26 protein-coding genes are annotated in these 26,992 nt (G+C 44.6%); 4 read left to right on the top strand and 22 right to left on the bottom strand.

The annotated features are described in order from the left end of the window. Positions 1-2 precede the first annotated feature (2 nt). From R50345_RS02760 to R50345_RS02750, 3 genes are all read right to left on the bottom strand, one after another. Positions 3-2,435 carry a glycogen/starch/alpha-glucan phosphorylase gene (locus R50345_RS02760; RefSeq protein WP_042123902.1) on the bottom strand — a complete coding sequence of 811 codons (2,433 nt, stop codon included), beginning with the start codon at positions 2,433-2,435 and terminating at the stop codon, positions 3-5. 97 nt (positions 2,436-2,532) lie between these two features. Further along, positions 2,533-3,636, bottom strand: coding sequence for a glucose-1-phosphate adenylyltransferase subunit GlgD (glgD, locus tag R50345_RS02755; RefSeq protein ID WP_042123900.1), 1,104 nt, complete (start codon positions 3,634-3,636; stop codon positions 2,533-2,535). A gap of 122 nt (positions 3,637-3,758) precedes the next feature. Then, positions 3,759-4,922, bottom strand: a complete 1,164-nt coding sequence (locus tag R50345_RS02750) for a glucose-1-phosphate adenylyltransferase (RefSeq protein ID WP_042123898.1) — start codon at positions 4,920-4,922, stop codon at positions 3,759-3,761. Positions 4,923-5,386: 464 nt separating this feature from the next. Here R50345_RS02750 and R50345_RS02745 point away from each other — a divergent pair, with 464 nt between their 5' ends. The 3 genes from R50345_RS02745 (at position 5,387) to R50345_RS02735 (ending at position 8,364) form a co-directional block, all read left to right on the top strand. Next, positions 5,387-6,070: a response regulator transcription factor gene (locus tag R50345_RS02745; RefSeq protein ID WP_042123896.1), complete on the top strand. Its 684-nt coding sequence runs from the start codon at positions 5,387-5,389 to the stop codon at positions 6,068-6,070. Next, the gene (locus R50345_RS02740; protein WP_042123894.1) at positions 6,067-7,650 is read left to right on the top strand and encodes a sensor histidine kinase; all 1,584 of its coding nucleotides are present in this window, start codon (positions 6,067-6,069) and stop codon (positions 7,648-7,650) included. The genes R50345_RS02745 and R50345_RS02740 overlap by 4 nt, the downstream gene beginning before the upstream one ends. 147 nt (positions 7,651-7,797) lie before the next feature. Next, the gene (locus R50345_RS02735; protein WP_042123891.1) at positions 7,798-8,364 is read left to right on the top strand and encodes an FAD-dependent oxidoreductase; all 567 of its coding nucleotides are present in this window, start codon (positions 7,798-7,800) and stop codon (positions 8,362-8,364) included. Positions 8,365-8,728: 364 nt separating this feature from the next. Here the strand turns inward: R50345_RS02735 and galU are convergent, their stop codons facing one another. The 11 genes from galU to R50345_RS02680 all read right to left on the bottom strand — a co-directional run bounded on the left by galU (position 8,729) and on the right by R50345_RS02680 (position 19,572). Beyond that, complete coding sequence (gene galU, locus R50345_RS02730; protein WP_042123889.1) at positions 8,729-9,640, bottom strand: UTP--glucose-1-phosphate uridylyltransferase GalU; 912 nt, start codon at positions 9,638-9,640, stop codon at positions 8,729-8,731. Positions 9,641-9,663: 23 nt separating this feature from the next. Further along, entirely contained in the window at positions 9,664-10,641 is a 978-nt protein-coding gene (locus tag R50345_RS02725; RefSeq protein ID WP_042123886.1) for a glycosyltransferase family 2 protein, read from the bottom strand. Positions 10,642-10,719: 78 nt separating this feature from the next. Beyond that, positions 10,720-12,849: a glycosyltransferase family 39 protein gene (locus R50345_RS02720; RefSeq protein ID WP_052414441.1), complete on the bottom strand. Its 2,130-nt coding sequence runs from the start codon at positions 12,847-12,849 to the stop codon at positions 10,720-10,722. A gap of 206 nt (positions 12,850-13,055) precedes the next feature. Continuing rightward, complete coding sequence (locus R50345_RS02715; RefSeq protein WP_042123882.1) at positions 13,056-13,601, bottom strand: DUF1697 domain-containing protein; 546 nt, start codon at positions 13,599-13,601, stop codon at positions 13,056-13,058. Between the two features lie 25 nt (positions 13,602-13,626). Beyond that, positions 13,627-14,445 carry a phosphotransferase family protein gene (locus R50345_RS02710; protein ID WP_042123877.1) on the bottom strand — a complete coding sequence of 273 codons (819 nt, stop codon included), beginning with the start codon at positions 14,443-14,445 and terminating at the stop codon, positions 13,627-13,629. A 14-nt stretch (positions 14,446-14,459) separates the two neighbouring features. Continuing rightward, the gene (locus R50345_RS02705) at positions 14,460-14,756 is read right to left on the bottom strand and encodes an antibiotic biosynthesis monooxygenase family protein (RefSeq protein WP_042123875.1); all 297 of its coding nucleotides are present in this window, start codon (positions 14,754-14,756) and stop codon (positions 14,460-14,462) included. Between the two features lie 19 nt (positions 14,757-14,775). Continuing rightward, positions 14,776-15,402, bottom strand: a complete 627-nt coding sequence (locus R50345_RS02700) for a hypothetical protein (protein WP_042123874.1) — start codon at positions 15,400-15,402, stop codon at positions 14,776-14,778. Positions 15,403-15,526: 124 nt separating this feature from the next. Further along, positions 15,527-16,633 (bottom strand): GerAB/ArcD/ProY family transporter, encoded by a 1,107-nt coding sequence (locus R50345_RS02695; protein WP_042123873.1) that lies wholly within the window; start codon positions 16,631-16,633, stop codon positions 15,527-15,529. A 25-nt stretch (positions 16,634-16,658) separates the two neighbouring features. Then, positions 16,659-16,862 carry a hypothetical protein gene (locus R50345_RS02690; protein WP_042123872.1) on the bottom strand — a complete coding sequence of 68 codons (204 nt, stop codon included), beginning with the start codon at positions 16,860-16,862 and terminating at the stop codon, positions 16,659-16,661. Positions 16,863-16,870: 8 nt separating this feature from the next. Further along, the gene (locus tag R50345_RS02685; protein ID WP_042123870.1) at positions 16,871-18,025 is read right to left on the bottom strand and encodes a Ger(x)C family spore germination protein; all 1,155 of its coding nucleotides are present in this window, start codon (positions 18,023-18,025) and stop codon (positions 16,871-16,873) included. Further along, the gene (locus R50345_RS02680) at positions 18,022-19,572 is read right to left on the bottom strand and encodes a spore germination protein (RefSeq protein ID WP_156114710.1); all 1,551 of its coding nucleotides are present in this window, start codon (positions 19,570-19,572) and stop codon (positions 18,022-18,024) included. Before R50345_RS02680 ends, R50345_RS02685 begins: the two co-directional genes overlap by 4 nt. Positions 19,573-19,795: 223 nt before the next feature. Between R50345_RS02680 and R50345_RS02675 the strand changes: the two genes are divergently transcribed. Next, the gene (locus R50345_RS02675) at positions 19,796-20,113 is read left to right on the top strand and encodes an MGMT family protein (RefSeq protein ID WP_042123868.1); all 318 of its coding nucleotides are present in this window, start codon (positions 19,796-19,798) and stop codon (positions 20,111-20,113) included. Here R50345_RS02675 and R50345_RS02670 read toward each other — a convergent pair. The 8 genes from R50345_RS02670 to R50345_RS02635 all read right to left on the bottom strand — a co-directional run bounded on the left by R50345_RS02670 (position 20,110) and on the right by R50345_RS02635 (position 26,928). Further along, complete coding sequence (locus tag R50345_RS02670; RefSeq protein ID WP_042123862.1) at positions 20,110-20,811, bottom strand: DUF1361 domain-containing protein; 702 nt, start codon at positions 20,809-20,811, stop codon at positions 20,110-20,112. The two genes, R50345_RS02675 and R50345_RS02670, sit on opposite strands and share 4 nt — an antisense overlap. A 231-nt stretch (positions 20,812-21,042) precedes the next feature. Beyond that, positions 21,043-22,821, bottom strand: a complete 1,779-nt coding sequence (locus R50345_RS02665; protein ID WP_042123861.1) for a SulP family inorganic anion transporter — start codon at positions 22,819-22,821, stop codon at positions 21,043-21,045. Positions 22,822-22,920: 99 nt separating this feature from the next. Beyond that, on the bottom strand, positions 22,921-23,247 hold the full coding sequence (locus R50345_RS02660; protein WP_042123860.1) for an ArsR/SmtB family transcription factor: 327 nt from the start codon (positions 23,245-23,247) through the stop codon (positions 22,921-22,923). Positions 23,248-23,320: 73 nt separating this feature from the next. Next, on the bottom strand, positions 23,321-23,698 hold the full coding sequence (locus tag R50345_RS02655) for a hypothetical protein (RefSeq protein WP_042123859.1): 378 nt from the start codon (positions 23,696-23,698) through the stop codon (positions 23,321-23,323). Between the two features lie 61 nt (positions 23,699-23,759). Beyond that, positions 23,760-25,328 carry a phospholipase D-like domain-containing protein gene (locus R50345_RS02650; protein ID WP_042123858.1) on the bottom strand — a complete coding sequence of 523 codons (1,569 nt, stop codon included), beginning with the start codon at positions 25,326-25,328 and terminating at the stop codon, positions 23,760-23,762. A gap of 172 nt (positions 25,329-25,500) precedes the next feature. Beyond that, positions 25,501-25,794, bottom strand: a complete 294-nt coding sequence (locus R50345_RS02645) for a putative quinol monooxygenase (RefSeq protein WP_042123857.1) — start codon at positions 25,792-25,794, stop codon at positions 25,501-25,503. Positions 25,795-25,821: 27 nt separating this feature from the next. Then, positions 25,822-26,463: a nitroreductase family protein gene (locus R50345_RS02640; protein ID WP_042123855.1), complete on the bottom strand. Its 642-nt coding sequence runs from the start codon at positions 26,461-26,463 to the stop codon at positions 25,822-25,824. A 36-nt stretch (positions 26,464-26,499) separates the two neighbouring features. Continuing rightward, positions 26,500-26,928: a MarR family winged helix-turn-helix transcriptional regulator gene (locus R50345_RS02635; RefSeq protein WP_042123853.1), complete on the bottom strand. Its 429-nt coding sequence runs from the start codon at positions 26,926-26,928 to the stop codon at positions 26,500-26,502. Between the last annotated feature and the right edge of the window lie 64 nt (positions 26,929-26,992).

The following is a 26,992-nucleotide window of genomic DNA, read 5'->3' as shown; positions in this document are numbered from 1 at the left end:
GCCTACAGTCGAACTGGGCTTATATTCCAAATCTCTGCCGCATAACGACTAATTGTATTATCGCTGGAGAATTTACCGGAATGACCAATGTTAATAATGGACTTCTTTAGCCATTCCTGTCGGTTACGATATGCCCGATCAATTTCAACGTGTGTCTCAACGTAACTAGCGAAATCTTTAAGCACAAAGAATTCATCGTTATTATCCAGAAGAGAATGGAAGATGCTCTCAAACTCCGTAGCATGACAACATATAGGTCCTGGTTTGATTAACTGATCCAGTACTTCTTTCACACGACTATCCCCGTTGTAAATGTCACGCGCATGATAACCGCCATGTTGGTAGTAATCCATGACCTGCTCCGCACGAAGTCCGAACAGGAACATATTGTTGTCCCCCACCATCTCATGCATTTCCACATTAGCGCCATCCATCGTACCTACCGTCAATGCACCATTCATCATAAACTTCATATTCCCGGTGCCTGACGCTTCTTTGCTGGCGGTAGAAATCTGCTCACTGATATCCGCCGCAGGAATGATCTTTTCTGCTAGGGATACCGAATAATTTTCAAGGAAAAAGATGCGAATCTTTCCTTTAACATCGGGATCTTTGTTGACTACCTCTGCAACTGTATTAATTAATTTGATAATCCGCTTCGCCAGATGATAGCTTGGTGCTGCCTTTGCTCCGAATATAAACGTGCGCGGGACCATATCCATCAAAGGATTATCTTTGATCTGATTATACAAATGCAGAATATGCAAAATATTAAGCAGCTGGCGTTTGTAGGCATGCAGACGTTTCACCTGTACATCAAAGATAGAATCGGGGTCTACATGTACCGAATGCTTACTATAGATGTACTCTGCAAGACGCAGCTTATTCTGGCGCTTAATACTGGCTACTTGTTCCTGGAAGGAAGCATCCTCACAATATTTAATCAAGCCAATCATTTCTTGAGGATGGCTCACCCAACGGGTCCCTATCGATTGATTGATCAAATTAGCCAGGTCCGGATTGGCATGCAGTAACCATCGCCGATGGGTAATTCCGTTCGTCTTATTATTGAAACGGTGTGGATACATTTCATTAAAAAGTCGCATCTCGCGCTTCATTAATATTTCTGTATGCAGCGCCGCTACTCCATTGACACTATGGCTCGCTACAATCGCCAGATGAGCCATCCGGACCTGATCATCATGAATAATCGCCATCTGCGCAATTCGATCCTGATCCCCCGGATAACGACTCATAAGCTCGCCACAGAAACGGGCATTGATCTCTTCAATAATTAGAAAAATACGTGGCAGTAGCTCCCTAACCATTTGAATAGGCCATTTCTCAAGCGCTTCACTCAGAATAGTGTGATTGGTATAAGAGACCATACGCGTCGTGATACTCCATGCCTCATCCCACCCTAAGCCATGTACATCCATCAGAATCCTCATCAATTCAGGAATCACCAGCGTTGGATGTGTATCATTAATATGGAGAGCTACCTTGTCTGGCAGCGATTCAATAGGGAGCCCAAGCTTGGCATAAGTTCGCAAAATACTTTGCAGCCCCGCGCTGCAGAGGAAATACTGCTGCTTCAGGCGAAGCAGCTTGCCTTCGTATTGAGAGTCATCTGGATACAGGAACTCCGAAATGGATTCTACAGAACGCTTATACTCCAGAAACTTATGATAATCCGTCCCAGCAAAGGAACCAAAGGTTCTAGAAGGCTGTGTAATGGATTCCGCACTCCAGTTTCGCAGTGTATTCACATGCCGGCGGTCTGCCCCAATGATAGGAACATCATATGGAACTGCACGAACGGCCTCATACTGACTATGCTCAAAGATAAGCCGCCCGTTCTCTTCGCGGGTCTCAATAACCCCCCAGAACCTAACTTCAACCTGCTTGTCTTCGCGGCGCACTTCCCATACATTATCATTCTGCAGCCAGTAATCAGGCAGTTCCACCTGATACCCATCGACGATCTTCTGCTCGAACAGGCCATATTTATACCGTATGCCGCAGCCATGTCCTGCATATTGCAGAGAGGCGAGTGAATCCAGGAAACAAGCGGCCAGACGACCTAGACCTCCATTCCCTAACCCAGCATCCGCCTCCTCCTCCTCGATATCCTGCAAACAGAAGCCAAGGTCCGCTAAGCCTTCACGTACTACTTCCAGTACGCCCATATTCAGCAGATTGTTCCCCAGAAGCCTACCGATCAAGAACTCCATTGAAAAATAGTAAACCTGCTTATCTTTATCGATCTTATATTTCTGGTTGGTTTCTGCCCAATTTTTCCCGGCGTTCTCGCGTATCATGTTGCCTAGTATTTTATAGACATCGGCATTCGAGGCTTCCTCAAGTGGTTTACCTAATTTACCAATGAGGGTCTCACGGAATACCTGTTTGAAAGATTCTTTATCGTTAAACAACAGTAGGTCCTCCTGACAAATGCTTTTTTTAGAAGTGCAGTAGACTGTGCCATTAGATCAGATAGGTTAATACTGCTTAGTTCATCTAATCCAGTCGTTAGATCTTGCTGCTCTTGGCGATGACGAATGGACGTTTGCTATCTCCAACAAGAATTCGATTCTTACTCAAATGTACGTCTTTATCCATAATCACGTTCTCAATGACTGCATTCTCTTCAATGACGCACTTTTGCATAATTACAGAGTTGATGATTTTCGCGCCCTTACGTATTTGAACCCCCCGGAAAATCACGCTGTTCTCCACGGTTCCACCAATAATGCAGCCGTTAGCCACCAGTGAATTGCTGACATTAGCACTCTCCAAGTATCGGGTTGGAGCCTCATATTTAATCTTCGTCTGTACCGGACTTTCTTTGAACAAACTGAAGTAATTCTCCTGCTGGAGCAGTTCCAAACTGTTCTTATAATAACTCTCCAATGAATTAATTACGGCATGATAGCCATGATATTCGTATGCGGCAATATTAAATTTGTGTCGGTTCTTCTGAATTACATCACGGAAAAAATAACTCTCTCCATGCGCAATGCAATGCTCCACCTGCTCCAAGAACAGTTTCTTCTCCATAATGAAGATATCCAGATATAAATTAGGATGGTCCTTCTCATGATGGATATTGGTTACCTTATTTTCTTCGTCTACTTCAATACGCTGGCATAGATCATGCTCTGGCTGCAGTTCCTCAATCTTTTTATACACCACTGTAACGTCGGCGCCCTTCTCCAGATGGTAGCTGTACAAGTCTTGGAGGTCGATCGTATTGATATGCTGGCTGCCGGAAAACACGATATATTTAGCAGATCCCCGTTTAAAAAGATCCAAATTGTTATGATAATGCTGTAAGTCCCCGAGAGAAGTATCCGTTGGATCGTTCCAGTCCGGAGGCAAAATGAATAGGCCCCCATGTTTGCGGTTCATATCCCAGGATTTACCATCACCCAGATGGTCCATTAGAGAACGGTATTTACGGCGGACGAACAGACCGACGCTCTCTAAGTCTGCACGCATCATATTAGAAAGCACGAAATCAATCAACCGATAACGACTGGCAAAAGGTACGGCTGCGCCACAGCGGAAATAAGTGAGTTCATTTAGTTTATCGAGTTCATGATCCAGATTAATTACACCCATGAGTTGCTTCATCGGAATCCACCGTCCTCTTATAATTTATAAGAAAGTATAAGTTTCACCATATACTTTATCCTTATAAATCTCGCATAAACGCTTACCGTCCTTAGAAGGACGCCGAAGGCGTTTTAGCTTGATTATATGGTTTTGGCTACAACTGATTTTCGCTTCTTGCTTTTATTGTCGATCAGAAGAATTTCATTCTCATTCTCCCGTTCGATGCCTATTTCCATATAATCGTCGATTACCGTATTCTCGCTTATAATCGCTTTATGAATGCGTACGTTCTTGCCAATCTTAACCTTAGGCATAATCACAGAGTCCGTAATTACACTTCCCTCACCCACTTCTACGCCATAAAAAAGGACCGAGTGATTCACTTCGCCATGCACAATGCAGCCTTCATTAATAATGCAGCCTGACACTTTCGCCCCAGGGGCGACATATTGGGCAGGTTGATTCGGATTACGTGTAAAAATGCGCCAGCTGGGATCGTTTAGATTAAGCGGTGGGGTATCGCTCAGTAAATCCATATTCGCTTCCCATAAGCTGGTTACTGTACCTACATCTCTCCAATATCCTTCAAAAGGGTAGGCAAATAAGGAGTTTCCGTCCTCCAGCATTAAAGGAATGATATCCTTGCCGAAGTCATGGGATGATCCTACATTCTCCCCATCCTCCAGTAGATGCTTACGAAGAATCTCCCATTTGAAAATATACACTCCCATAGAAGCTAATGTGCTTTTGGGCTGAGAGGGCTTCTCCTCAAATTCGTAAATCTTCAGATCGTCCTCCGTATTCAAAATTCCAAATCGGCTGGCTTCCTCCAGCGGAACGTCAATTACAGAAATCGTGCAATCGGCGTTTCTTTCCTTGTGGTATTGAAGCATAGCGTGATAATCCATTTTATAAATGTGATCACCGGACAAAATAAGAACATGCTCTGGATCGAACTGATCCACAAACTTAAGATTCCGATAAATCGCATCGGCTGTTCCCCGATACCAACTGCTTCCATTCTCGCGTTCATGCGGTGGCAATACGAATACCCCACCGTTCTTACGGTTCAAATCCCAATCACTGCCTACTCCGATGTAAGAATGCAGGATAAGCGGCTCATATTGAGTCAGCACACCAACTGTATCAATACCTGAATTGGAGCAGTTACTTAGAGGGAAGTCGATGATCCGATAGGTCCCTCCAAAATAGACAGCGGGCTTGGCAAGCGATTTGGTTAAACCTTTCAATCTTTTGCCTTGGCCTCCAGCCAATAGCATGGCTACCATTTCCTTTTTCTTCATGGAAAAGCCTCCCTTGACTTATGGGTGATATGAAGTTCAGCAAGCACAGGTTGAATGAACAGAAGTTCCAGAAAGAAGTGAAATCATAGGAAATACACTTGAAAGAAATGAGCCTTGATAGGAAGATGGACAAAGTTGAATAAAACGTGGAAGGAAATATAACACGATCGGATGATCTAACCTAAAATGGGAATCTTTCGCCAAAATCAGGAGATTATCCTTATTGTAAAGTGTTCTATATCCGCCGTCAAAACCCTTTTATCACATTTTCGAAAATCCGAATTTTTTAACCTTGTTTGTTATTAAACACATTAATATTACTTATAACTAAATTAACCCCTTTGAATCAGCACGAAAGAAAAAACGACTCATTTAATCGTAATGCATAGGGACGGATCTTCAGCAAACATTCAACCGAATATGTCATAATGTAGCTATCTATCACTGATTTGGAGGTACCTATAATGAAAGCAGCCCAAGGCGTTCGACTACTGCTCGTAGATGATGAGCCTCATATACTACAATTTCTGGAGCTGGGTCTCCTTAACGAAGGGTTTGAAGTCAGAACCGCACCCGACGGGATCACAGCTATCTCTGTCGCTGCTGAATTCAAGCCACATGTAGCCATCCTAGATGTCATGATGCCCGGTATGGATGGATTCGAGTTATGTCATTACCTTCGCTCGGAAGAGACGGAAATTGCCGTCATTATGCTGACTGCAAAGGATGAAGTGGACGATCGGGTCAAGGGACTCACTATTGGTGCTGACGATTATATGGTCAAGCCCTTTAGCTTCGATGAATTGCTTGCCCGAATTCAAGCGCGGCTTCGCAATCAGTTTCCGGGTCTGCTAGGGGAGGTCCGTTGCGGTCCATTCCGCATTGACAGCCGCCGAAAAGAAATTCGTTTCAAGGAAGAAGTGCTTGAACTCTCCCCCACGGAATACGAGTTACTGCAGTATCTCGTTATTAATCACGGTCTTGTACTGAGTAAGCCCATGATTCTTGATAAGGTGTGGGGCTATGATTTTGGCGGTGAGGAAAATATCGTTGAGGTCTATATCCGTTCGCTTCGCGAGAAGCTCGGGGATAAGGAGCACCGTATTATCCGTACCCTGCGGGGAGCAGGCTACCGGGTAGATCTATGAGTACGCGCATCTCTAAATGGTTTCGTAAGCTGCCTGCACCACGTTCCCTGCGCAAGCAGCTGCTAGCCATTTCACTGCTCATTCTATCAGGATTGCTGCTACTAATCGGAGTACTACAATATATACTCATGAGAGATTTCATATACAGCAATAGAGCGGAGTCTATGGAAGCGCAAATACGTTCTGTTCCTCGTGAGATGTTTTTCAACTTTTTCAATTCCTATGACGAGGACGTTACAACTCCGAATGAGGGAAACACCGAGCATAGTAGCAATCTCCCTTTGGGAAGAGAAGGCATGAATAAAATGCCAAGCGAACTTCGAACTGGCGAGAATAGGCGTCCGCTTCTGCTTGATGCCCACACGACCCTCGCCATGTACAGCTCGGAGGGTATCTTCCGGGATTTACAGCAAATGACCCTCTCGGATATAGCTGCACCAAGACTGACAAACGAACAATACGATGCTCTGTTTACTCACACCACCGATAGCGCAACAGGAAATTATAAGCTCATCCAAGCTGAAGACGGCACTGAGCATCTAGCGATATTCATGAATCTCTATAGACCCGGAAATACTAGACTGCTGGTACAAATGAGTGTGAGTACGGGGCCATTGACGGATGTGATCATGCAGCAGCTGCTGATCTACGCAGGCTTGTCAGTGATTGCTTTAATGGCCGGCTTCTTCCTATACTTGCCTGCTCTTCGAAAGACGCTGGTCCCTCTTTCAAACATGGGAGAGTCCGCCCAGATCATTGATGCCGGCAATCTGGATATTCGGTTTCCAATTAATCAAGGACAGGCCGAAATCGACAAGCTGGCTCTTTCATTCAATGGTATGCTCGAGCGTCTCGAAATATCCTTTCATAATGAACGGGAAGCCAAGGAACAGATGCGCCGCTTCGCTGCAGATGCTTCTCACGAGCTGAGAACGCCGCTGACCTCGATCCACGGCTTTCTGGAGGTCTTACTGCGTGGTGCCGCGGATAATAAAGAACAGCTGTACAATTCATTGCGAAGCATGCATGGCGAATCGAAACGAATTAACAAGCTGGTAGAGGATTTACTTCTACTCGCTCGAATGGATGGCGCCCCTCAACTGCGGATGACAGACTTACTCCTCGGAGAAGTGATTTCCGAAATGAAGCCACATCTGCTCTTGTTGGCGGATCAGCGCAAGGTTACCTTTGATATCTCCTATGGCATCCGTGGGAAATACGAGCCCAATAAGATTAAGCAGGTGATTCTGAATCTGTTCCACAATGCAGTTCAGCATACGGATGCCGAATCTGGCACCATACATCTCTCTTTACATGCTAGAGAACATGAGGCCGTTCTAACGGTACGGGACAATGGCTGCGGGATCTCTGCGGAGCATATCCCGCATATCTTCGATCGCTTCTACCGCAGCGATTCCTCTCGCACACGTAAATACGGTGGATCCGGCCTCGGCCTTTCTATTACCAAGTCTATCGTCGAGGCACATCACGGCAAGATTAGTGTAAGCAGCACCCTCGGTGAGGGAACAACCTTTAGGGTGACCCTTCCTTGTGAGGAAGGATTAGCCAAGAGAGAGTAACAACCGTTATAATAGGTGATAGACTTAAGCCTATGTCTACGATGCGAGTTTTGCTTCACAAAACTTAAGCCCATGCTTACGAAGTAGTTTTGCTATGTTGTCCATTCTAAGGAGCCACGCTCCGCAAAACTTTTAGGAGGTCAAAAAATGTACGAAATCGCCGTAATTGGAGCCGGCCCCGCCGGTGCAAGCGCAGCCCTGTTCGCCGCCAAGGCGGGCAAAAAAACGCTGCTGATCGACAATGATAAGGGCATGACCCGCAGAGGATGGTTCGAGAACTTTTATGGAATTTCCGAAGTAGGTGGTCCTGATCTCGTAGAAACCGGACATAAGCAAGCCGTTAAATTTGGCGCTGAGCTGGTTTCAGAACAAGCTATCAACCTCACATCCAGCGGCAACGGATTCGTCATTGAAACCGAAGACGGAATCATTTATGAAGCGAAGCATGTCATTCTTGCAACGGGTGCCCTTACGGATCTAGCCGCTAAAGCTGGCGTGGAGACAAAAGATGGTACAGAGCCTAGAATCAAAACTGTAGTCGCTGTTGATGCAGAAGGCAAAACAAATATCCCAGGCATTTGGGCTGCAGGTACCGTTGCCGGAGTAAGTGTACATGCCATTATTACAGCAGGTGATGGCGCGAAGGTAGCGATCAATGTGATAAGTGAGCTGAACGGTGCACGTTACGTGGATCATGATGTGCTAAAGGCTTAACCAATGACTTAAAACATAGATCCGGAGACGATTCTTAGGAATCTGTCCTCCGGATTTTTTATATAACAAAATATAACTGCACTTGGTGCAGCTATTTCATACTTTAGCTCCCCTATGACTTTTTTAAGTGTAGTTTGTGCAACTAAAGACAGTCGAAAAATGTATTTCCGTTGGATTACGAAGAAATAAGTGTATCAAGTGCAACTAAGTCGATACGTAGCCGAATGATACACTTTTTAATTGTATACAGTACACTTATCCGCTAACTCTCTCTACGCGACACGCAAAAAAACTGCCCCAAACCAACCTAATCTCACCGCCGAATAACGATGTTCTGGTCGTTTGGAACAGTTTCCTTCAATCCCTAGCGTGTACCCCAAGGTAACGCCCCCACTTCTTCACCTTCCCTCAGACTAGCCGCCAGCTTCTGCAAATACGGAACTAGCAATGGACGCAGCTCCTCACGCATCAAACCGACCTCCAGCGTAGCCTGAATATAGCCAAATTTATCGCCGATATCATAACGTTGTCCGATCAAATCCAACGCCAGCAGACCTTCATTACGACATACCTCGTGCAAAGCATCTGTCAGCTGATATTCGCCGCCTGCCCCACGCTCAAGCTTAGCCAGCACCGAAAATATCGAAGGCTCCAAAATATATCGCCCCATAATCGCATTCTCTGAAGGTGCAGTTTCTGGGGAGGGTTTTTCTACTAAGCCTTTTACTTCGTGAACGCCTTGTAAAGAACCGCTAGATGAAATAATCCCGTATTTATGAACCTCCTGCCGAGGCACCTGCTGAACACCGACGATGGTCTTCTCATCTTGTTCATACAGTCTCATCATTTGCAGTAGCGCCGGGTCCTCCGAGACCATGATATCGTCACCGAGCAGAACAGCGAAAGGCTCATCCCCAACGAACTGTTCCGCACAAAGGATAGCGTGACCTAGTCCTAGCGGCTCTTTTTGCCGAATGTAATGAATGCTGGCCAGTTCGCTAATCGCTTGGACTTCACGAAGCAGCTCCTCTTTTCCTTTTTCCAAAAGCGTCTGTTCCAGTTCCACTGATTTATCGAAATGATCTTCAATCGACTTTTTGTTGCGGCCCGTCACGATAATGATGCTCTCAATGCCGGATCGAACAGCTTCTTCTACGATATATTGTATCGCCGGTTTATCCACTATGGGCAGCATTTCCTTTGGCTGAGCCTTAGTTGCAGGCAAGAATCGAGTGCCTAAGCCCGCGGCGGGAATAACCGCTTTTCTAATCTTCACGATGAATCCCTCCCTTGCAGTTATTAACGATGAATGGCTTGCTGCTCGCGAACGCTCTGCTGCTCCTTACCCCCATAGAACTGTTGGACAATATAGAGCGGACGTCCCTTGGTCTCATCATAAATCCGGCCGACATACTCACCCAGAATCCCTAACATAATGAGTACAAACCCATTAAAGGTTAGTGTAATCCCAATCATGGATGCCCAGCCCTTAACGGCTGAGTCCGTAAAAATCACCAGATAAAGCACGTACATCAGGTATAGAAAACCAGAAGCCGATAGCAATGCGCCAAGATATCCTGCCAGCTTCAGCGGCTTATAAGAGAAGGAAGTAATTCCATCCATAGAGAGCTTGATCATGCGCTTCAATGGATATTTAGTCTCTCCAGCCAGACGTTCATCACGCTCATATTCAATAGCTTTTTGACGGAAACCGACCCAGCTGACCAGGCCGCGAACGAATCGATTCTTCTCTGGCAGACGTTTGAGCTCTTCACATACTTTACGATCTATGAGACGAAAATCCCCCGTATCCACAGGGATAGAAATGTCAGTTGAATAACGAAGCACTCTATAAAAGAGGCTGGCCGTCCACTTTTTGAACAAGGATTCTCCATTTCGCTTGATCCTTTTGGCATATACAACTTCATAACCCTGCTTCCATTCCGCAATCATGTCCAGAATCAGTTCCGGCGGATCTTGCAAATCGGCATCAATAATGACGACTGCATCCCCTAGGGCATAATCCATCCCAGCTGTAATCGCGATCTGATGCCCGAAGTTACGCGATAAATCGATCAGCTTCACACTTTCATCCCAGTAACTGTATTCCTCAATCATCTGGGCACAATTGTCTGTGCTGCCGTCATTCACAAAGATCAGCTCATACACTTCACCCGTCAAACCCATTACTTTTTTGATCCGGCGATAAGTCTCCTGAATAACCGCCTCTTCGTTAAACATCGGTATAACAATGGAATAGCGCACGTTGGTACTCATGAGCAGCTCCTCCTTAAATTTGAATAATGAAGCGTGTTAGATTCATCTCATAACACGCCTCATATTATGAACATTCGCCTAATTTAAAGTGACTTTGTATAATGTTCCGCTGTTTCCTGCATCGTTACCTGCCCAATCAGCTGTTGGAACTTCTGTACCATTCTCCGTGATCCAAGTCGTCAACTCGGAGTTACCTCCGCGTCCACCACCCATACCACCGCTATTGATCAGGAAGTATTTTACCTTTCCACTCTCTACAAAAGCCTTTAGGCTATCTTGGGTATATACGGTGTCTGAGTTAGAAAATCCATTCAGAATTACGACTGAAGCACCCTTATCAACGATATACGGAGCTGCTGTACCATAATCTAAGGTAGCAAAAAGATAAGGCTCACCCGTATTGTTTTCCTCCAAATAGGACAACAGACTCTCATTCGCACTTGTGGCGCTATTACGTCCAAAATTGCTTGAGTTGCCGCCCATCCCCCCTTTACCCTCACTACTGCTCGGGCCTGCCTCAGGGGTTTGACTGTTCAAGCCATAGGTAATTGGAGTAGCTGCCCAGTAGAGCGGCCCAATTAACAATACTAATACGGCTGTTATGCCTGTCGCATAAATAAAGGACTTCTTCTTGCCTTTAAGAACTAACAGCACCAGTGAAACCACTATGCCTGCAGCTAAAATACCAATGGACCAGCCACTGCCAATTGTATCGTCATAAGGATGAACAATGTACCACTCGAAACCTGCTGTAACCAGTGTTGCAGCGGGCAATAGCCAAGACAGCCCACCAGAGTGCTCGCGATATAACGTCCACAGCTTTGACCATCCTGCACCAACTAGCGCAGCAATTGGCGGAGCCATCATCACCAGATAATATTGATGGAAGAAACCTGCGATACTGAAAAATCCCATAACGGGCACCAGCCATGCTAACCAGAAGATCACTTCCTTATGAGCTTGGGTAAAGTTCCTTCTCCGCAGATTGGCAAATAATCCAATGCAACCAAGCAATACGAAAGGTAGCAGCCAGCTAGCCTGTCCTGACAGCTCTGATTGGAACAGTCGCAGCGGGCCTGCTGTACCCGTATTGAACATCCCGCCTCCACCGCCACTCATGCCGCCGCGATCTCCTCGCCCGCCGCCGTCGTCGCCTCCGAATTGCCGACCTTGATTGTCTGATCCACTAGGAGGTTGACCTGGTGAGCCTCCATCATCCTCGCCAGTCTGGCTATTCGTAGGCGAATTTGTGCCTTGCTGACCCGAAAATGCTCCACGTCCACCATCCGTGCCATTATTACCGCCTGCCCCATTCATGGCGGGCATCTCGCCATTCATGTTTGGCATTTCACCATTCATATTCGGCATCTCGCCACCGTTCATAGGAGGCATCCCGCCTCCGCCTCCGCCTGTCCCGCGATCCCCCGTCAATCGGGCAACGCCATTATAACCAAAGGCAAGATTCAACACTGAATTCGTGCCGCTACTGCCGATATAAGGCCGTTTGCTGGCGGGAATCGAATCCACAATCACTGCCCAGGATAAGGAGACTACAAGCAATATTGCTGTGGAGGCCGCCAACACCCCCGTCTTCCTCTTCCAGTTCACTTTGGCAGCCAAGACATAGAAGAGATAAAAAGCCGGTAGAACCATGTATGCCTGCAGCATCTTCTCATTAAACCCAACACCGATTAATGCAAATGCGGTGAGAAGACTGCCCATCTTGTTGCTCTTCGTTCCTTTGAATAGAAACCATGCCGCGAGCAGCAGTGTAAACACTAGCAATGCATCAATATTGTTTGTCCGGCTGACAGCTGCTGCTACCGGAGTAGTCGCCATGACTAATGCTGCTATACGTGCTGCCGCTCTACCGAAGGTAGGCTTTACTAGCAGATATACTAGTAATACAGAACCAACGCCCCCAAGGGCTTGAGGCAGAATCACACTCCAGCCATGCAGCCCGAAAATGAGTGCGCTAAGCGTCTGAATCCAAAAGGTAACCGGTGGTTTATCCACCGTTACTGAACCCGCAGAGTCCAGTGAAGCGAAGAAGAAATTATGAAAATTCTGCAGCATACTTCCCACCGCGGTGGTGTAGTATGTATTCACATAATGGTCATTCCAAACCCCATAACCGTACAAAAAAGCAGCAAGTAATAAAATGAGCCACAGTATAAGATCCGAACTGATTTTTTTGACCCCACTCATCTCCATCCACTCCTATCCTTTGATCATCTATATACCGGCAGTTCTGTGTTCCCGGCTCAATCTTTCCGTAGGTGTATTATTTCACCCTTACCTTAACTCTCAATGAGTGCACGCTGAATGTTTGCTGAATAAATAAAGCTCCCGGAACGCAAAAAAAAGCCCCACAACTGTGGCGCCTTTCTGTTCAAATCGCAATCAGAAATAGACTATTCCATCCTGCCCATAGTAATGAGCTTATTCACCGTATTCCAATTACGTGCTGTAAGCGTCATACCCAATATTTTGTCAAAAGGAACCTTGAAAAGCGGCGATTGGCTCACACTGACCTCATATAACATGTACATCTCTCTGCCGACAAAACGCACTTTATCTGCTCCATCCTCATAAATACGCAGCTTATCAAGCGCCTCGACTGAAGGCTCAGCCGGTAAAAAGGAGACATACCATTTCTTGAACGCCTCTGGCTCGGATAGCTGAAAAGGATTGTTTGCGAGTACTTTCTCCATCTCAGCCAGTGTACGAATTATAACAGAGACTTCAAAACCAAACACCTCATGAATCTGACGTTCAATAACTCCGCTAAGAAAGCTCTCCGATTCCTCATCACTTTCAAATATTACATTTCCGCTCTGAATATACGTCCGTACATTGTGAAAGCTAAGGGATTGCAACATTGTCTTCAGATCCTGCATCTTAATGATTTTGTTGCCGCCGACATTAATGCCACGCAGCAATGCAATATAGGTAGTCATGAGCACACTCCGTTTCTTATCATGATCAGCTTGGGACCTCGATTATGGCTTGTAGACGTTTACGAACTTCTTTTACTATTAGCTCCTTCTCCGGTGGCGGAAGTCCTTCCACCAGACGCGCGGCAGCGATAGGCAGAATCCAGCGGTCTATGTCCTCATAAGTACATCCTGATAAATGGAGATACTCCCGAATGTATCCCTTGGTTAATTTCTTTCTAATAAAACCTATCATCATTCTCGATAAGGCAGAGGCACCAGGGGGCATAGCTCCCATACTGAACATCACTACGGATCGAGCAGCATCGGCCGCCGGTTCTCCCACCACTCCTGTCATCCAGTCGATTACCCAGAGCTGATCGTCCATAAGCACATTGTCAGGATGGAAATCACCATGGCATAAATGAGTTCCTTGTGGTAGCTTCTCCAGATAGCTCAGAATGATTGACTTCTCATCTTCACTAAGCATTGGAGCCCCCATGATATTCCACTTCAACATATCCTTCTGCTGTCCGATCTCCTCAGTAATTTCAAGCTTATGCAAATCATAGTGAAGCCTAGCCATCATTCTGGCATACATACTAACTTTCCAAGGCTTCTCACCCATCACCTTTAGCAGGGAGGGACCTTTAATTTGTTGAAATACAATACCTTGTCTTGATTGTTCAGAAATGAGTTCAAATGGCTGTGGTGTCCGGACGCCCTGCGAGTGCACAAACTGGCTGATCTTATATTCTCGGCTAATATTCTGCTCTGAAACATCCTCTAGGTACAACTTTAGAATCTTCTGATCCTCATGCTGCCAGATCTCAGCTGTTCTACCTTTCCCGACAAGCTTCGCCTTCACTCGAGTTCCTCCATTTAGTCCAGATTAATACGGGTAAAGTGTTCAACTACCGGAAATGGATCGTAGTAATGGTGAAGTAGCGCCTTCCATTCCTGATACTGGCTCGATTCTCTGAATCCTATGGTGTGATCTTCAAGCGTTCTCCACTTCACAAGAAGCAAATACTTATGATCATCCTCCAAGCACTGTTGCAGTTCATGCCCCATGTAGCCTTCTATTGAAGAAATTAAGCTTGATGCCTCCTTGAAGCTCTTTTCAAAATCAGAAGTCAAACCAGGCTTCACTTGTAGCATCGCAGCTTCCAAAATCATGTTCAGCATCCTCCCAAGATTATGTACTTAATGCATCGCGGAAAAATTCATGATAAAAATTAATAATAACAAGCAGAATGGCCAGTGACTCGTTGACCTGATCTACCTCAAGACTATGATTAGCATCATCGATTCTATACACTTTTAAATGATGAAGTCTACTAATTTCACCGGAATGCTGCTCACTGAATAAAGGATCGCCCCCGCCATAAATTACAGTCCCGCGACTTTGCTGAATCAGAGGAATCGCCTCAGGTAATGGTGTTATAAATAGATGGGACGTCTTTTTCTGTATTTCCAGCTCTTCTGCAATTCTCCCTGCGATGACCGCCCCCACACTTTTGCTGATAAATAGAAAGTTCTTGTAGTCAGGAAGCGATGCAATGGCCGCCTTACACTCCTGAATGAGAATAATCATTTCATCGCGCTTAAATCCTACTCTCGCACTCTGGTAGCCATACTCAAGCAGCAAGACATCGCAATGATGTTCCCGAGCTGCTTTGGCCGCATAATCTAGCAGAGGGCGTTCAGTCGAGTAATTTTTACCTGGAAAAATAACAGCCAATGTCTTTGAGCCTTGCGTGATATATTTATGTCTAACCTCTCTACCCCAATAAGAGGACATAATGATGTTGCTGACGTTCATACCTGTTTCCCTCTCTTCTAAAACAACCATTCTATGTATCTATCATTATAGCTAACTTAGGTACAGTTTAGAAATCAAAGAATTCCTAATCTCATCAAGAGATCAGGAATGGTCGAACGTAGTTCTATTGCTGTGTAGCTACCTGCTTATGTTTATTTCTATTAACCATAATTTCAGCACAAATCCACAATACCAGTGGAATAATCACCTGAAATGGAAGTGCATATATAGGATAAATTGTATAGGCAAAATGTTGCATCTCCATAATATCCTTGAAGATAAATTGAGAGAAATAAACCACAATCAATCCCAGCTGAAGCACAACGGATCGGTAACTCTTCAATTTGAATAACTTAGCAACTCCAACACTAGCCACATATAAACATATGCTGGCCTTTATAAATATCGTGATTACAAATCCAACTGCGGAGGATGCCTCCATTCGAGTCAAAAAATCCCCTATATTAATCCGACTAACCGCTACATAAGAGGGGAAGTATAAGCTTTGAACAATTTCAGGATTGAGAATCAGTAAATTCCGCAGAGAAACGAGCAAAATCACCCCACCAGAAATCAACAATCCGCTTAGCAGAATCTTTTTGGCTGATTCTTTTGCCGGCAAATGACTGAATACTCCCATAAAAAGAACAATTTCAGCAAATGGAAAGGTAAATGTTCCCCATGCATCTGCAAATACCGGTGACCATCCAGTATCAAGAAAAGGCTTCAAATAGTGATACTTGAGCTTGGGGATCGCTAAGATTTCAATAAAAAAAACCTCAGCCAAAAGAAGCAGTAGAAATAGCTTAGCACATCTCCCAATCACCTCAATTCCTGCCTTAACCACCCAAATACATAACAGTGCCATGCATAACATGGGTGCAATCATAGGCGTCTCTGTCAAGGCAACCGTTTTACTAAATTCCCCAAAATTCCTTAGGACGAGCGCCCCCATATGCAGCGCATACCATATATACGCACAGGAAACTACTCTCCCGAAGATAGACCCAAATACCGTGATCAATAGATCAAATAGATCCTTACCCGGAAAAAGCACATGAAATCTGGCGTACATAAACAGCAGGGGAACCGTTAGCGATATGGCCATAAGCAGAGCAATCCAGCTACTGTTGCCCGATTTTCCCGGCAGTCCCATGAATAGTGAGGTCCCAATAATAAATAGAACAACAATACTTATAGAATGCCCTGTGGGTATGATCTCTTTTTTCATGCTTAAATCTCCTCTTGGCTTGTAACTAGAATAACTTGCTGATCCAGCTTACAATTAAAGGCGAAGGACTAGGAAGCTGCCATTTCATGGCCAATGCAAAAGCAATACAGAATGAAAACAGACACAGTGTACTACACACATAAAAATCACGTTTCATCCCTTGCTTTAACAATCCGTAAGGGTCCAACAGTACAACAAAAAAGTAGATCAGCACAACGATAACAGCCAATTAATCACCTACTCTTGATGGATCTGGATAGATCTTGAGTTTTGAGCACTGCTCTCAATAATTATTGTTGAATTTACAACCACATCTAGATCAGAGAATTCCCGTTCCCAATCTTTATCTAGCTCGGACCAGGTCTTAGGCATATTCTCATGGATTTTCTCCCCAAATCCAAAAATATCGGTATGATAATCCGACTGCACCCTCTTAATTACAGAGCGCATATTCTCCTCTAATTCCTTTGCAGCACGCTTTTCTATAACGTTCTTACTATTTAGACTCGTAAATCCTTCAGTAGTCATCACCTCATCAAGCCCGGTATGTGTGATCGTTTGAATCTGTAATTGGAGCTTACCGTTGACCCAAACAGGCTTTATCTTTGTTTCATTAGAGAAAATCTCAAGTGTAAAGTCGGGGGTTCCCTCTTCATTATTCACGGTTAACACCCCTCCCTTAATATCATCTTTAACAAACAACATGTACTTGGTCTCATCACCGCTTAGCTTGCCAATCATTTTGTCCATTTTGAATATAGCTGTTCCACTAACACGTGGATTCTTCTGACCGTTTTTTTCATGAATATATACAAGAGGAGCTATAGCACAATCCCCGGGTGTCTCCAGCTTTTCGATAAAGTCCCAAATCTCCACAACCGGAGCCGTACTCACATTTTTTTCAATCGCCATCTGCTGCGCAAGACCATATGACATAATAGTCTCTGTTGAGCTGTTTAAATTGATTACTTCCTGAGCCTTCTTCCCTTTAGACACAAACACGTAAACATCCGACCGAGTTTCTGTATCTCTGTTATACCAATCAATCACTTTTACAGCCCCTTCCTTTGCTACCTCCTCACTGAGAATGATCGCCTTGGAATGGCTCCAAAATAGTTTCTTTCCCGTTATTGAAATCATGCTTCGTACAATATCAAACATCGTTTTACCTGAAAGACTAACCATCTTATAACCCGCTTGACTAGATTTCATCCCCTCTTTCGTATCCACGATTTCGACCGTCGCTAACAGCTTACCGTCAGAATCTTTATCGATGCCAATGCCTGCTACAACTGCCCTATCTTCAATCTCGGTGTAATCCCAACAGCCTAAGATACTGATCAGAAATAATAGCGATATACAAGCTAGCAATCCTCTTTTCATTTTCCTCATGACCGATTCCTTGCTTTATTTGTCGCTTTTCTCTTTCGATTACGTGCCCCAATCATCGCCGGACGTAGATACATATGCCACCACGGCGCCCTTATAGCTGTATCCTTAATGTCTTGCGGATGAATAGAGCCTATTCCAAGCATGTACTGGACCCCAAAGGAACGTAAACTCATCAAATGAATCACTAGTCCGATCACACCCAGAAAATACCCGTACAATCCTAGAAAAAAGGTTGCGAACAGCAAAAGTGACCTTACCACGATTAGAGGTCCCGTCAATCTAGGGTTGAGCAAAGCCATAATTCCCGTTAGACCTACTACAATAATCATAGGAGCGCTGACGATTCTCGCTTCTACAGCCGCCTGACCCAGTACAAGCGCACCTACGATGCTAATCGCCTGACCAATGTAGGTCGGTATTCGTTCTCCTGCCTCTCGCAGAATTTCAAATATCGTTAGCATGAACAAGACCTCCACCACAGTCGGAAAAGGAACGGCTACTCTCGACGTTGAAATACTGAGCAACAACATAGTAGGCAGCATTTCCTGACTATAGGTAACCAACGCTACATACAAAGCAGGAATACTAATAGACAAAAAGGCCCCAAGTACCCTTATCATTCGGTTAAATGAACCAAAGTAATAGTTAATATAATAATCAGCACTAGCCTGAAAATTCTCCACAAACAAATAGGGCACTGTCATTGCATAAGGACTGCCTTCCATTAATAAGGCAACTCTACCTTCCATCATTTTGCTCACTACAGAATCAGGACGTTCTGTGCTTCCCGTCATTTCAAAGGGTGAAAAGGGTTCATCTCGAATAAGCTCCGAAAGAATAGACGTATCCAATACAACATCTATGTCCACCTGCTGAATTCGGTTCTGCAGCTCTTTCACAACATCCGGTGAGGCCAAACCTTCAATATAACAAATACATGTTTCTGTTTTGGAACGAACCCCGACCTGGCCATAAATCAACTTTAAGTCCGGACTTTGCACCCTTCGGCGAATGAGAGTCAAGTTTACAAGCAGCGACTCTGTAAAACCTTCTCTTGGACCCTTGACGCTTTTTTCCGTCAAAGGCTCCGCGATAGCCTTCGTTTCCCACCCCTGTGCACTAATGTTTAGCGCACCCGCAAAGCCATCCATCAGAAATAGTGTTTTTCCAGCTACGACCCCGCTAACCATCTCATCCAAACTCGTAGAGCAGACTACATCGCTAATGTTAATAACCATCGTCCGGATTTTTTCCATCAGTTCAGCTGTATTCCCGCTATCCATTGCCGTAAAATCAAATTTCATTAGGGGCTTAATCACTCCGTACTGGATCATTTCCCTGTCAACCATCCCGTCAACATAAACTAACCCGAAGCGAAGAGCTTCACTGCCCTCATTATTTATCACTCTGATTCTAAGGGTTCCATCGTCCTTAAATATTTGCCGAAACAGGTCCATCATTTCATCCAGTGACGTACTTAGAGTCTGCCCAGACTTCTTATTTTGCTGAGAATCTTTGCGGTTATTCTCTGTCGTCTGTTTCTCCAAAGTAGCCACTCCTGTCACAATAGGTTTCCTAGAAATTATCCCCCGTCTCACTAAATACTATCCGCCAAAATTATACTGAAAAGGGATCAACTCCTACGCGAGGGAAAGAAAACTTCATCCTTTGAAAATAAAAAAAGCCGCTTTAGCAGCGACATTGTTGATGGTTTATGATTATAGTGATCATCTGGTATAATTTGATGAAAATAAGAAATAGGAGCTCCCTATGACACCATTTACGGAACAAGTGATACGTATTATACAATCCATACCTGAAGGTAAGGTGATGACTTACGGAGGAATAGCACGTGCGGCAGGAAGCCCAAGAGGCGCGAGGCAGGTCGTTCGGATCCTTCATTCCATGAGTAGAAAATACAAGCTTCCCTGGCATCGGGTCATCAACGCCAAAGGAATGATCTCCTTGACTGAAGATGAATCCAGCTCCCTCCAGAAGCTTTATTTGCAGGAGGAAGGGATTATTTTTAATGAAAAAGGTGTGGTAGATCTGAAACAATACCAATTTGATCCCGAATTTATGGATTAACCACGAATGCTCTTAGCGCCCCTTCCTCTTTCACTGGTTCCAAGACCATTCAGCAAACAGTACATCGTAGCGTAGATAACCAGTAATACAAACGCAATAAACAAGCTGAAAAATACCGATTGTCGATTCAAGCTGTCCATAACCAGTTGGTACAACTGATGCCGGTCCGTCAGTACATCCCAGCTATTCAGCCTGTAGACTCGGCCAAGCAGAACTCCATATCCCCCAAGCACACATGCCGCGAGTACGAATATCCAAGAGAACAGCAGGCTGCTCTTGCGATAAACAACCGTCTGGAACTGGTATAAAGAGAAGAACCCGGTTAGCCAACCGCTCCAAGTGAACAATAAGAGAGTTACCAAGTCATACCAATACCGATTCTGAATGGTGCCATCCACGATATATCTACTTTTTCTTATCGTCAGATGCACCAGATCCGTCATGAGATAAGGCGCGTTCGGAAAGAACAGCAGCCAAGCGACGCCTAGGGGAATAAGCAGCAAGCCACCTATCTTCCTTTTATCCAGTTCATAAGCAGCCATAGAGAACAGGAACGGAATCCAAGCCAGGAACAAATTCCAGATTAAAAATGCATAAAACGAATCCGTCTGTAGTGACACTACACGATATACGGCCAATGTCGCCACAGACAGACCTGCCAAGAGCATAAACACCTTCGGATAATTCAATTCCTTCATGAGCTTATATTCTCCTTATCGAGATAGTTTACATTTAACTTATACCCAATTGTACAAATTTGGCATTCTCAAGTCCAATCTCAAGCATAAACGCCTTTGTCGTCCTTATTAGGACACTAAGCGTTTAAGCGAGAAATATAAGGATAATATATGATGTGAAACTTAAATTCTTATATTTGAACAGAAAAACCCGGACACAGAAACGCCCGGGCTGACTCTTGTCTATTTAACTCAGAGACCACCATTTAGTTCAGGTGCTATTACAGGTTTCTTACGCCCCTTTAGACCGCGTAGGTTTCCCGCCTCTTCCATACACGAGAACGCTGTACACTCCCTAAAAGCGGCATGGCTACATCCAATACACTTATTGTAATCGATACTGCTAAGTGCATCATTAATCGCTTCCCCAGTGTGCTGATGAAACTGCGCCTCACCTATAGTGTCATACAGTCCAGTTCTCTTGAGCAACTCAAGCGGCTGCGGCTGTATGCCGGAGATCATTAGTTTCCCTCCAACAGCTTGTAAATGCCGCACCAGTTCTGCCAAATTGGATTCTCCTGTGGTATCCATGAATGGTACTTTCCCCATACGCATTAATATAATTCTGGGTTGATCTGAGCCATAACTTGGCATAGTATCATCGAATCGATAGGCTGCGCCAAAAAATAGCGGACCCTCCACCGTGTAAATACCAATTTGCGGACAATCATGACTCTCCGTGACCATATGTGCTTCTACCTTAACGGAATTCGGATCAGGCAGTACTTTGGCCACCAAATGAACCTCTCCCATTCGTTTCACAAACAGAATGACTGCAAGAATTAATCCCACCTCTACAGCCAACGTTAAATCTGCAAAAATTGTTAACAAGAAAGTGATGAATAATACCAAGGAATCGCCGGTCTTGATCTTAAGCAAATGAAGGAACTCTTTGCGCTCACTCATATTCCAAGCTACTACCATTAAGATAGGTGCCATCGCAGCTAAAGGAATACTCGAAGCATAGGGTGCGAACAACAGGAGAATTAGAAACACTACCACACCGTGAACGATCCCTGAGATCGGAGAAACAGCGCCACTCTTGATGTTCGTCGCTGTTCTAGCAATTGCTCCTGTTGCCGGTATGCCTCCGAACAATGGAGCAGCAATATTCGCGATCCCCTGACCGATTAGCTCACGGTTGCTATTATGGCGGCTGCCTGTCATTCCATCCGCTACAACAGCGGATAACAATGACTCTATAGCGCCTAACATTGCAATGATAAATGCCGGACGAATTAGCAGGGTAATCCGTTCCCAAGTAATGTCCGGAAATCGAAAGCTCGGTAAGGTATTCGGAATGTCCCCGTAAGCAGAGCCAATCGTAGTCACTTTGCCGCTAAAGAATAACGCAGCAATCACAGTCGCGCACAGAAGACCTACCAATGATCCAGGCACCTTTGGAGCGAATCGAATTGCTAGGATGACCACGGCAAGACAAATCACAGCGGTCAGAATACTATACCCATTCACCGTCGATAGATGAAGCCCTATTTCTTTCATGTTATCTACAAAGCGCTCATGCCGTTCTATATCCCTTAATCCAAGGAAATTAGCAATCTGTCCGGTAAAGATAATGACCGCTATTCCCGCTGTGAAACCAATCGTTACTGGCCTCGGAATAAACTTAATCAGTACTCCCAGCTTTAATAATCCCATGAGGACTAATATAACCCCTGCCATCATCCCTGCGATAAGCAGGTTCTCATAGCCATACTCCATCGCAATGGCAAATAAGATAGGGATGAAAGCACCTGTCGGCCCGCCAATTTGAAATTTTGATCCTCCGAACAATGAAATACATATGCCGGCAACGATCGTCGTGTAAATGCCATACTCCGGTTTAACACCGGAAGCAATAGCAAATGCCATCCCCAAAGGAATGGCAATAACACCGACGATTGTCCCCGAAATCAAATCCTTGCGAAAAGCATTCATGTTGTAGCCTTTATACCGGCCCCACCCTGTCATGATCAAACCTTCTTTTCTTTGAATATCTGATTATTTGAATATAAGAAAAACATTACTCTAGGACGCGACTGTTGTCAACGCCAAAATAATGTTATTCATTTATTCTCCGCGCATACCCTCAAGCAATGAAATGGTATTCACCAGATGGTTATCAAATATTTGTTTAGCTACGACCAGAAGATCTTTAATCAGTGGATCACGTAGCGAATAAATCACTGTGGTGCCTTCTTTTACACTGGCTACTACATTCTTGGCGCGTAAAACAGCTAACTGCTGAGATACAGCAGAGCCTTCTGATCCTAGAATCGCTTGCAGCTCATTCACATTCTTCTCACCTTCGCTGAGCAGTTCCAGGATACGAATACGCATCGGATGAGCCAGCGCCTTGAAGAATTCGGTCTTAAATTGCTGAATTTCGGTGTTCATAGACTTCTACTCCTCATAACTTACTTCTAAATCTAGTGTTATCTTTGTATGTTATCTTAGTCCCTGATAAGCGTCAAATACTCAAGGGGTAGATGCGCACATCACGGACCTGCACTTCTACAAAGACACCAAGCGCCATAGGCTCACCGAGACACTCGAACATTACTAGACTTTCACCTAATCGCAAAAATCCAGTTCCGTCCTCTTCAATATTCTCCAGCACACCGGTAAAAACAACTTTATCTCCCTCTAATCTGATGTCGAATTCAGTAGCAGGTACAGGTAGAATATCCACCCATCTCATGAGCAGCTCCGAAAGCTCGAATTCCACATCCGTTTCCGTATCTGGCCCCATAGGAGCACCGCACCAGATCCCCCTACCCTCACCAAACTCTGTGCGAAAAAATACCTCATCCTTTTTCAAGCCACTCTTTGTAATTTTGATTTTCATAGCTTTTATTCCACCTTGATCATTTATAACGATCATTATACATGACAACGAACCGATATTATCAAGTGTAATTCTGAGTAACCTTGTTCAGATAAGTACTAGGATGCAGCCAAGGATGCTTAAAGAACTCACTTTTCTTTGTAATCTTTCGTGAAACGCCTAGATCATAATCAATCATAGACTTTATCCGCTCTGCGAAAGCCTCTCCTTTCACCAGCATTCCCAGCTCGAAATCATGGCAGGCGCTTCTCTCATTGATGTTATAGGAGCCATGAAATACAGCCTGTGATCTATGGTCATAGGTTATTTTCCAATGTGAAAACCGACCTGTGAAGCTGTAATCATAAAAGGAAACCCCATTGATAAACGGCTTATACATATTGCCTCGTACCGCCGCATAATTGGTAGGATGATCATTAACCTTCAGCGGATTGCAAATGCTCAGATGACTGGAACAGTCTGGCCCTAGCTCCCCTAGCCGATCCCAAAACTCTTGATCAATCAAATAAGGATTTACAATCACCGTCTCCTCAGTCGCATAGGTAATTAAATCTAAGTAATATTGCTGAATGAAGTTAACTGGGTTGCCCGGAAAACTTGCAAACAGCGTACATTCTTCCTCTCCAAAATGATAATTCACATCCGGATGGTAGAAGGCATCCTCTACGTCAAAAGGATCGCCGCCCAATAGCAGCCAACGGGAATGAAACATAACATTCAGAGTCTGCGCCGCCGCGCCACAAATCCGGAAGCATCCATCATGCCACTCCTCTTTTTTACTAGGAATCCCCTGTAGATGTCCTTCTATACTGACCGCAGATGAAACCTGAACAGGTGTCACGTATGTGTACTGATCGCCAATATTCAGGCTTCCAATAATAGAGGTCACCCCATCAATGACCATAAACTTCCGATGATCAATGACATTCAGTCCTGTGATCTCTACATCCTCTTGTACTTTATCCTGTAAGAACAGGATACTTTCCGGTACGCCTTGCTGCTCCAGAACCTTCCGCTTCACACGCCATTCTACGGCTGTATAATAAGAATTGAAGGTATTCAACAGCTTAGCTCCTGCATTCTCGAGCCTTTCAGAAATTTTAGAGAATTGACCAACCGCCAGATTATTCTCATATCCTAAAGCTGTCAGCGTGTAATTGACCATGATCCGTACCTTCACCCCCCGTTTCAGAGCATGAAATAATTCATCTGCAACCAGATTGCCTGAACGGTCATTAAAGAAGAGCATCATGGACAGGTGAATATAATGCTGTGCCTTCTTCATTTCTTCCAATATCATTCCAAGGCATTCGGGTCCGTTCACGTAAGGATCTACTCGATTATTCCATGTGGTTTGTGGGGCCAGAACTTTTAGCTTATCTGAATCTAATCTGCCTGATGCTTCAGTAAGTTGCCCCAGCAATCTTGGACTAACGCCAGGAACCTGCAATAGCTGCTGACTCTCCGTGATGACTCCGCCAATGGACTGACGGTATGCTTTGGCTGCCTCCAAGTCGATCTCCTTTAGCCAACGCTCCACCTCTTCTCCTGCTTTGCCCAACATACGGACAAGTGAACCGCCTGATAAATAATAGTTCAAGATATCGATCATATTTTTCTGTATTTCCATATGTAAGATCCCCTATCTTTATTGTGAGTGGCATGTATCAAGGTAAGGATAGATACCCTTGAACTCCTCCTTATAAACGGGGAACATAAAAAACAGGGATGCCCCGCAGCCAATGTGGCTTTGGACCATCCCTGTTTAAGATCAACCAGGATTCACTAAGAATCGAGATAACTTATTTCACTTGCTCTGCGCTAAATACCTTAACGTCGAGCGGCGCAGCCAAGAATTCAGCTGCTTTAGCTGAGAACGCGGTAAAATGTGGGCTTGTATTGTGGCTGGATACGGCTTCAGCGTCGCGCCATGTCTCCACCATAATAAATGAATTTGCTTCTCCGGCATTTTCATACAGTTCATAAGAGAGATTTCCCTCTTCAGCATGAGTAGCAGTGAGTAGTGTTTTGGACTCCGCCAAGAATTGTTCGCGACGTTCCGGATTTACTTTAAGCACAGCATGAATAATGATCATTGTATTTTCCTCCTAAGGTGTACCCTATTATTTCCACTCAGCAATCTTATCGATAGGCAAACGGACCGATGCATAACCTGCATCAACAGCCTTACCAATGGAAAGTAACATTACAGGAACATAACGATCTTTTTCCATGCCAAACGCTTCTGCGATTTGATCTTTCTCGTAACCACCAATTGGGTTTGTATCGTAACCATGTGCACGGGCAACCAGCATCAACTGCATCGCAACAAGAGCGCCGTCGATAAGCACAGTGTCTTTGTTAACTTCACGTGGCAAGGTAGCAAAGTGAGCGGACAATCTAGTCAATTGGTTTTCTTTTACTTCAGCAGGCATTAGTCCACGTTCAACAGCTGTACCATAAATCTCCTCAGCATAATCGAAATTGTTCAAATCACCGAAGATGGCAATCATAGCTGCAGAGGTTTCAACTTGTACGCCATTAAAGCGAGCAAGAGGAGCTAAAGTAGCTTTAGCTTCGTCACTTTCAATGACAAGAAACCGCCAAGGCTGCATATTTACTGAAGAAGGTGCAAGGGTCGCTTCCGTAAGAATTTGTGTCATCTCTTCTTTGCTGATCTTAACGGATGGATCATATTTGCGGATAGAGCGGCGACCCGTAATAATTTCTTTAAAATCATTGGTTTGTGTTTGTGTAGCGTTCATATGTGTATATCTCCTTTGAGTTTGTATTTGGTGTTGTTACAACAAATTGATATTAGATTGCAGACGATTAAGCATATCTATGAGCACTGTTCGCTCCTGATCGTTAAATCCAGTAAGCAGAGTAGCGACAAATCGTCTCTTCTCTTCACTATATTGAATCATTCTTTCCCGTCCTTGATCCGTTAATGAGACCAATGTAACCCTGTTATCTGCTGGGTTGTTGCGGCGAGTGATCGTACCGCTCTCTTCCATCCCTTTTAAGTGCCGAGTAACGGCGGCCGCATCTATATCCATGCCCTTTTGCAGAGTAATTTGGCTGACTTCATCTACCTGGAACAGTTCATGCAGGAGGCGAAGCCGTGTGGGACTGATCCCAGCACATCGTTCGAATTTCGGACAGATTCCCTTGTTTAATGCCTGCAGCAGTTCAAATATGCGGTCTTCCTCAGGAAAGTGCTCCGTCAAAATATACCTCCTTTATAAATTTAATTGTATACAATTGTTTTGCATAAGATTATATTAACTGATA

Origin of the sequence: Paenibacillus sp. FSL R5-0345, from assembly GCF_000758585.1 — a bacterium.
Lineage (GTDB): Bacteria > Bacillota > Bacilli > Paenibacillales > Paenibacillaceae > Paenibacillus_AQ.
This window is presented reverse-complemented; position numbering and strand designations above follow the sequence as displayed.

What these genes read in the sequence shown, in the direction of transcription:
- glgD (WP_042123900.1), bottom strand. Translation starts at nt 3,636, where the DNA reads ATGAAGCAACTCATGGGTGTAATTAATCTGGATCATGAACTCGATAAA.
- R50345_RS02750 (WP_042123898.1), bottom strand. Translation starts at nt 4,922, where the DNA reads ATGAAGAAAAAGGAAATGGTAGCCATGCTATTGGCTGGAGGCCAAGGC.
- R50345_RS02745 (WP_042123896.1), top strand. Translation starts at nt 5,387, where the DNA reads ATGAAAGCAGCCCAAGGCGTTCGACTACTGCTCGTAGATGATGAGCCT.
- R50345_RS02740 (WP_042123894.1), top strand. Translation starts at nt 6,067, where the DNA reads ATGAGTACGCGCATCTCTAAATGGTTTCGTAAGCTGCCTGCACCACGT.
- R50345_RS02735 (WP_042123891.1), top strand. Translation starts at nt 7,798, where the DNA reads ATGTACGAAATCGCCGTAATTGGAGCCGGCCCCGCCGGTGCAAGCGCA.
- R50345_RS02725 (WP_042123886.1), bottom strand. Translation starts at nt 10,641, where the DNA reads ATGAGTACCAACGTGCGCTATTCCATTGTTATACCGATGTTTAACGAA.
- R50345_RS02720 (WP_052414441.1), bottom strand. Translation starts at nt 12,849, where the DNA reads ATGAGTGGGGTCAAAAAAATCAGTTCGGATCTTATACTGTGGCTCATT.
- R50345_RS02715 (WP_042123882.1), bottom strand. Translation starts at nt 13,601, where the DNA reads ATGACTACCTATATTGCATTGCTGCGTGGCATTAATGTCGGCGGCAAC.
- R50345_RS02705 (WP_042123875.1), bottom strand. Translation starts at nt 14,756, where the DNA reads ATGATTTTGGAAGCTGCGATGCTACAAGTGAAGCCTGGTTTGACTTCT.
- R50345_RS02700 (WP_042123874.1), bottom strand. Translation starts at nt 15,402, where the DNA reads ATGAACGTCAGCAACATCATTATGTCCTCTTATTGGGGTAGAGAGGTT.
- R50345_RS02695 (WP_042123873.1), bottom strand. Translation starts at nt 16,633, where the DNA reads ATGAAAAAAGAGATCATACCCACAGGGCATTCTATAAGTATTGTTGTT.
- R50345_RS02685 (WP_042123870.1), bottom strand. Translation starts at nt 18,025, where the DNA reads ATGAGGAAAATGAAAAGAGGATTGCTAGCTTGTATATCGCTATTATTT.
- R50345_RS02675 (WP_042123868.1), top strand. Translation starts at nt 19,796, where the DNA reads ATGACACCATTTACGGAACAAGTGATACGTATTATACAATCCATACCT.
- R50345_RS02670 (WP_042123862.1), bottom strand. Translation starts at nt 20,811, where the DNA reads ATGAAGGAATTGAATTATCCGAAGGTGTTTATGCTCTTGGCAGGTCTG.
- R50345_RS02665 (WP_042123861.1), bottom strand. Translation starts at nt 22,821, where the DNA reads ATGACAGGGTGGGGCCGGTATAAAGGCTACAACATGAATGCTTTTCGC.
- R50345_RS02660 (WP_042123860.1), bottom strand. Translation starts at nt 23,247, where the DNA reads ATGAACACCGAAATTCAGCAATTTAAGACCGAATTCTTCAAGGCGCTG.
- R50345_RS02655 (WP_042123859.1), bottom strand. Translation starts at nt 23,698, where the DNA reads ATGAAAATCAAAATTACAAAGAGTGGCTTGAAAAAGGATGAGGTATTT.
- R50345_RS02650 (WP_042123858.1), bottom strand. Translation starts at nt 25,328, where the DNA reads ATGGAAATACAGAAAAATATGATCGATATCTTGAACTATTATTTATCA.
- R50345_RS02645 (WP_042123857.1), bottom strand. Translation starts at nt 25,794, where the DNA reads ATGATCATTATTCATGCTGTGCTTAAAGTAAATCCGGAACGTCGCGAA.
- R50345_RS02640 (WP_042123855.1), bottom strand. Translation starts at nt 26,463, where the DNA reads ATGAACGCTACACAAACACAAACCAATGATTTTAAAGAAATTATTACG.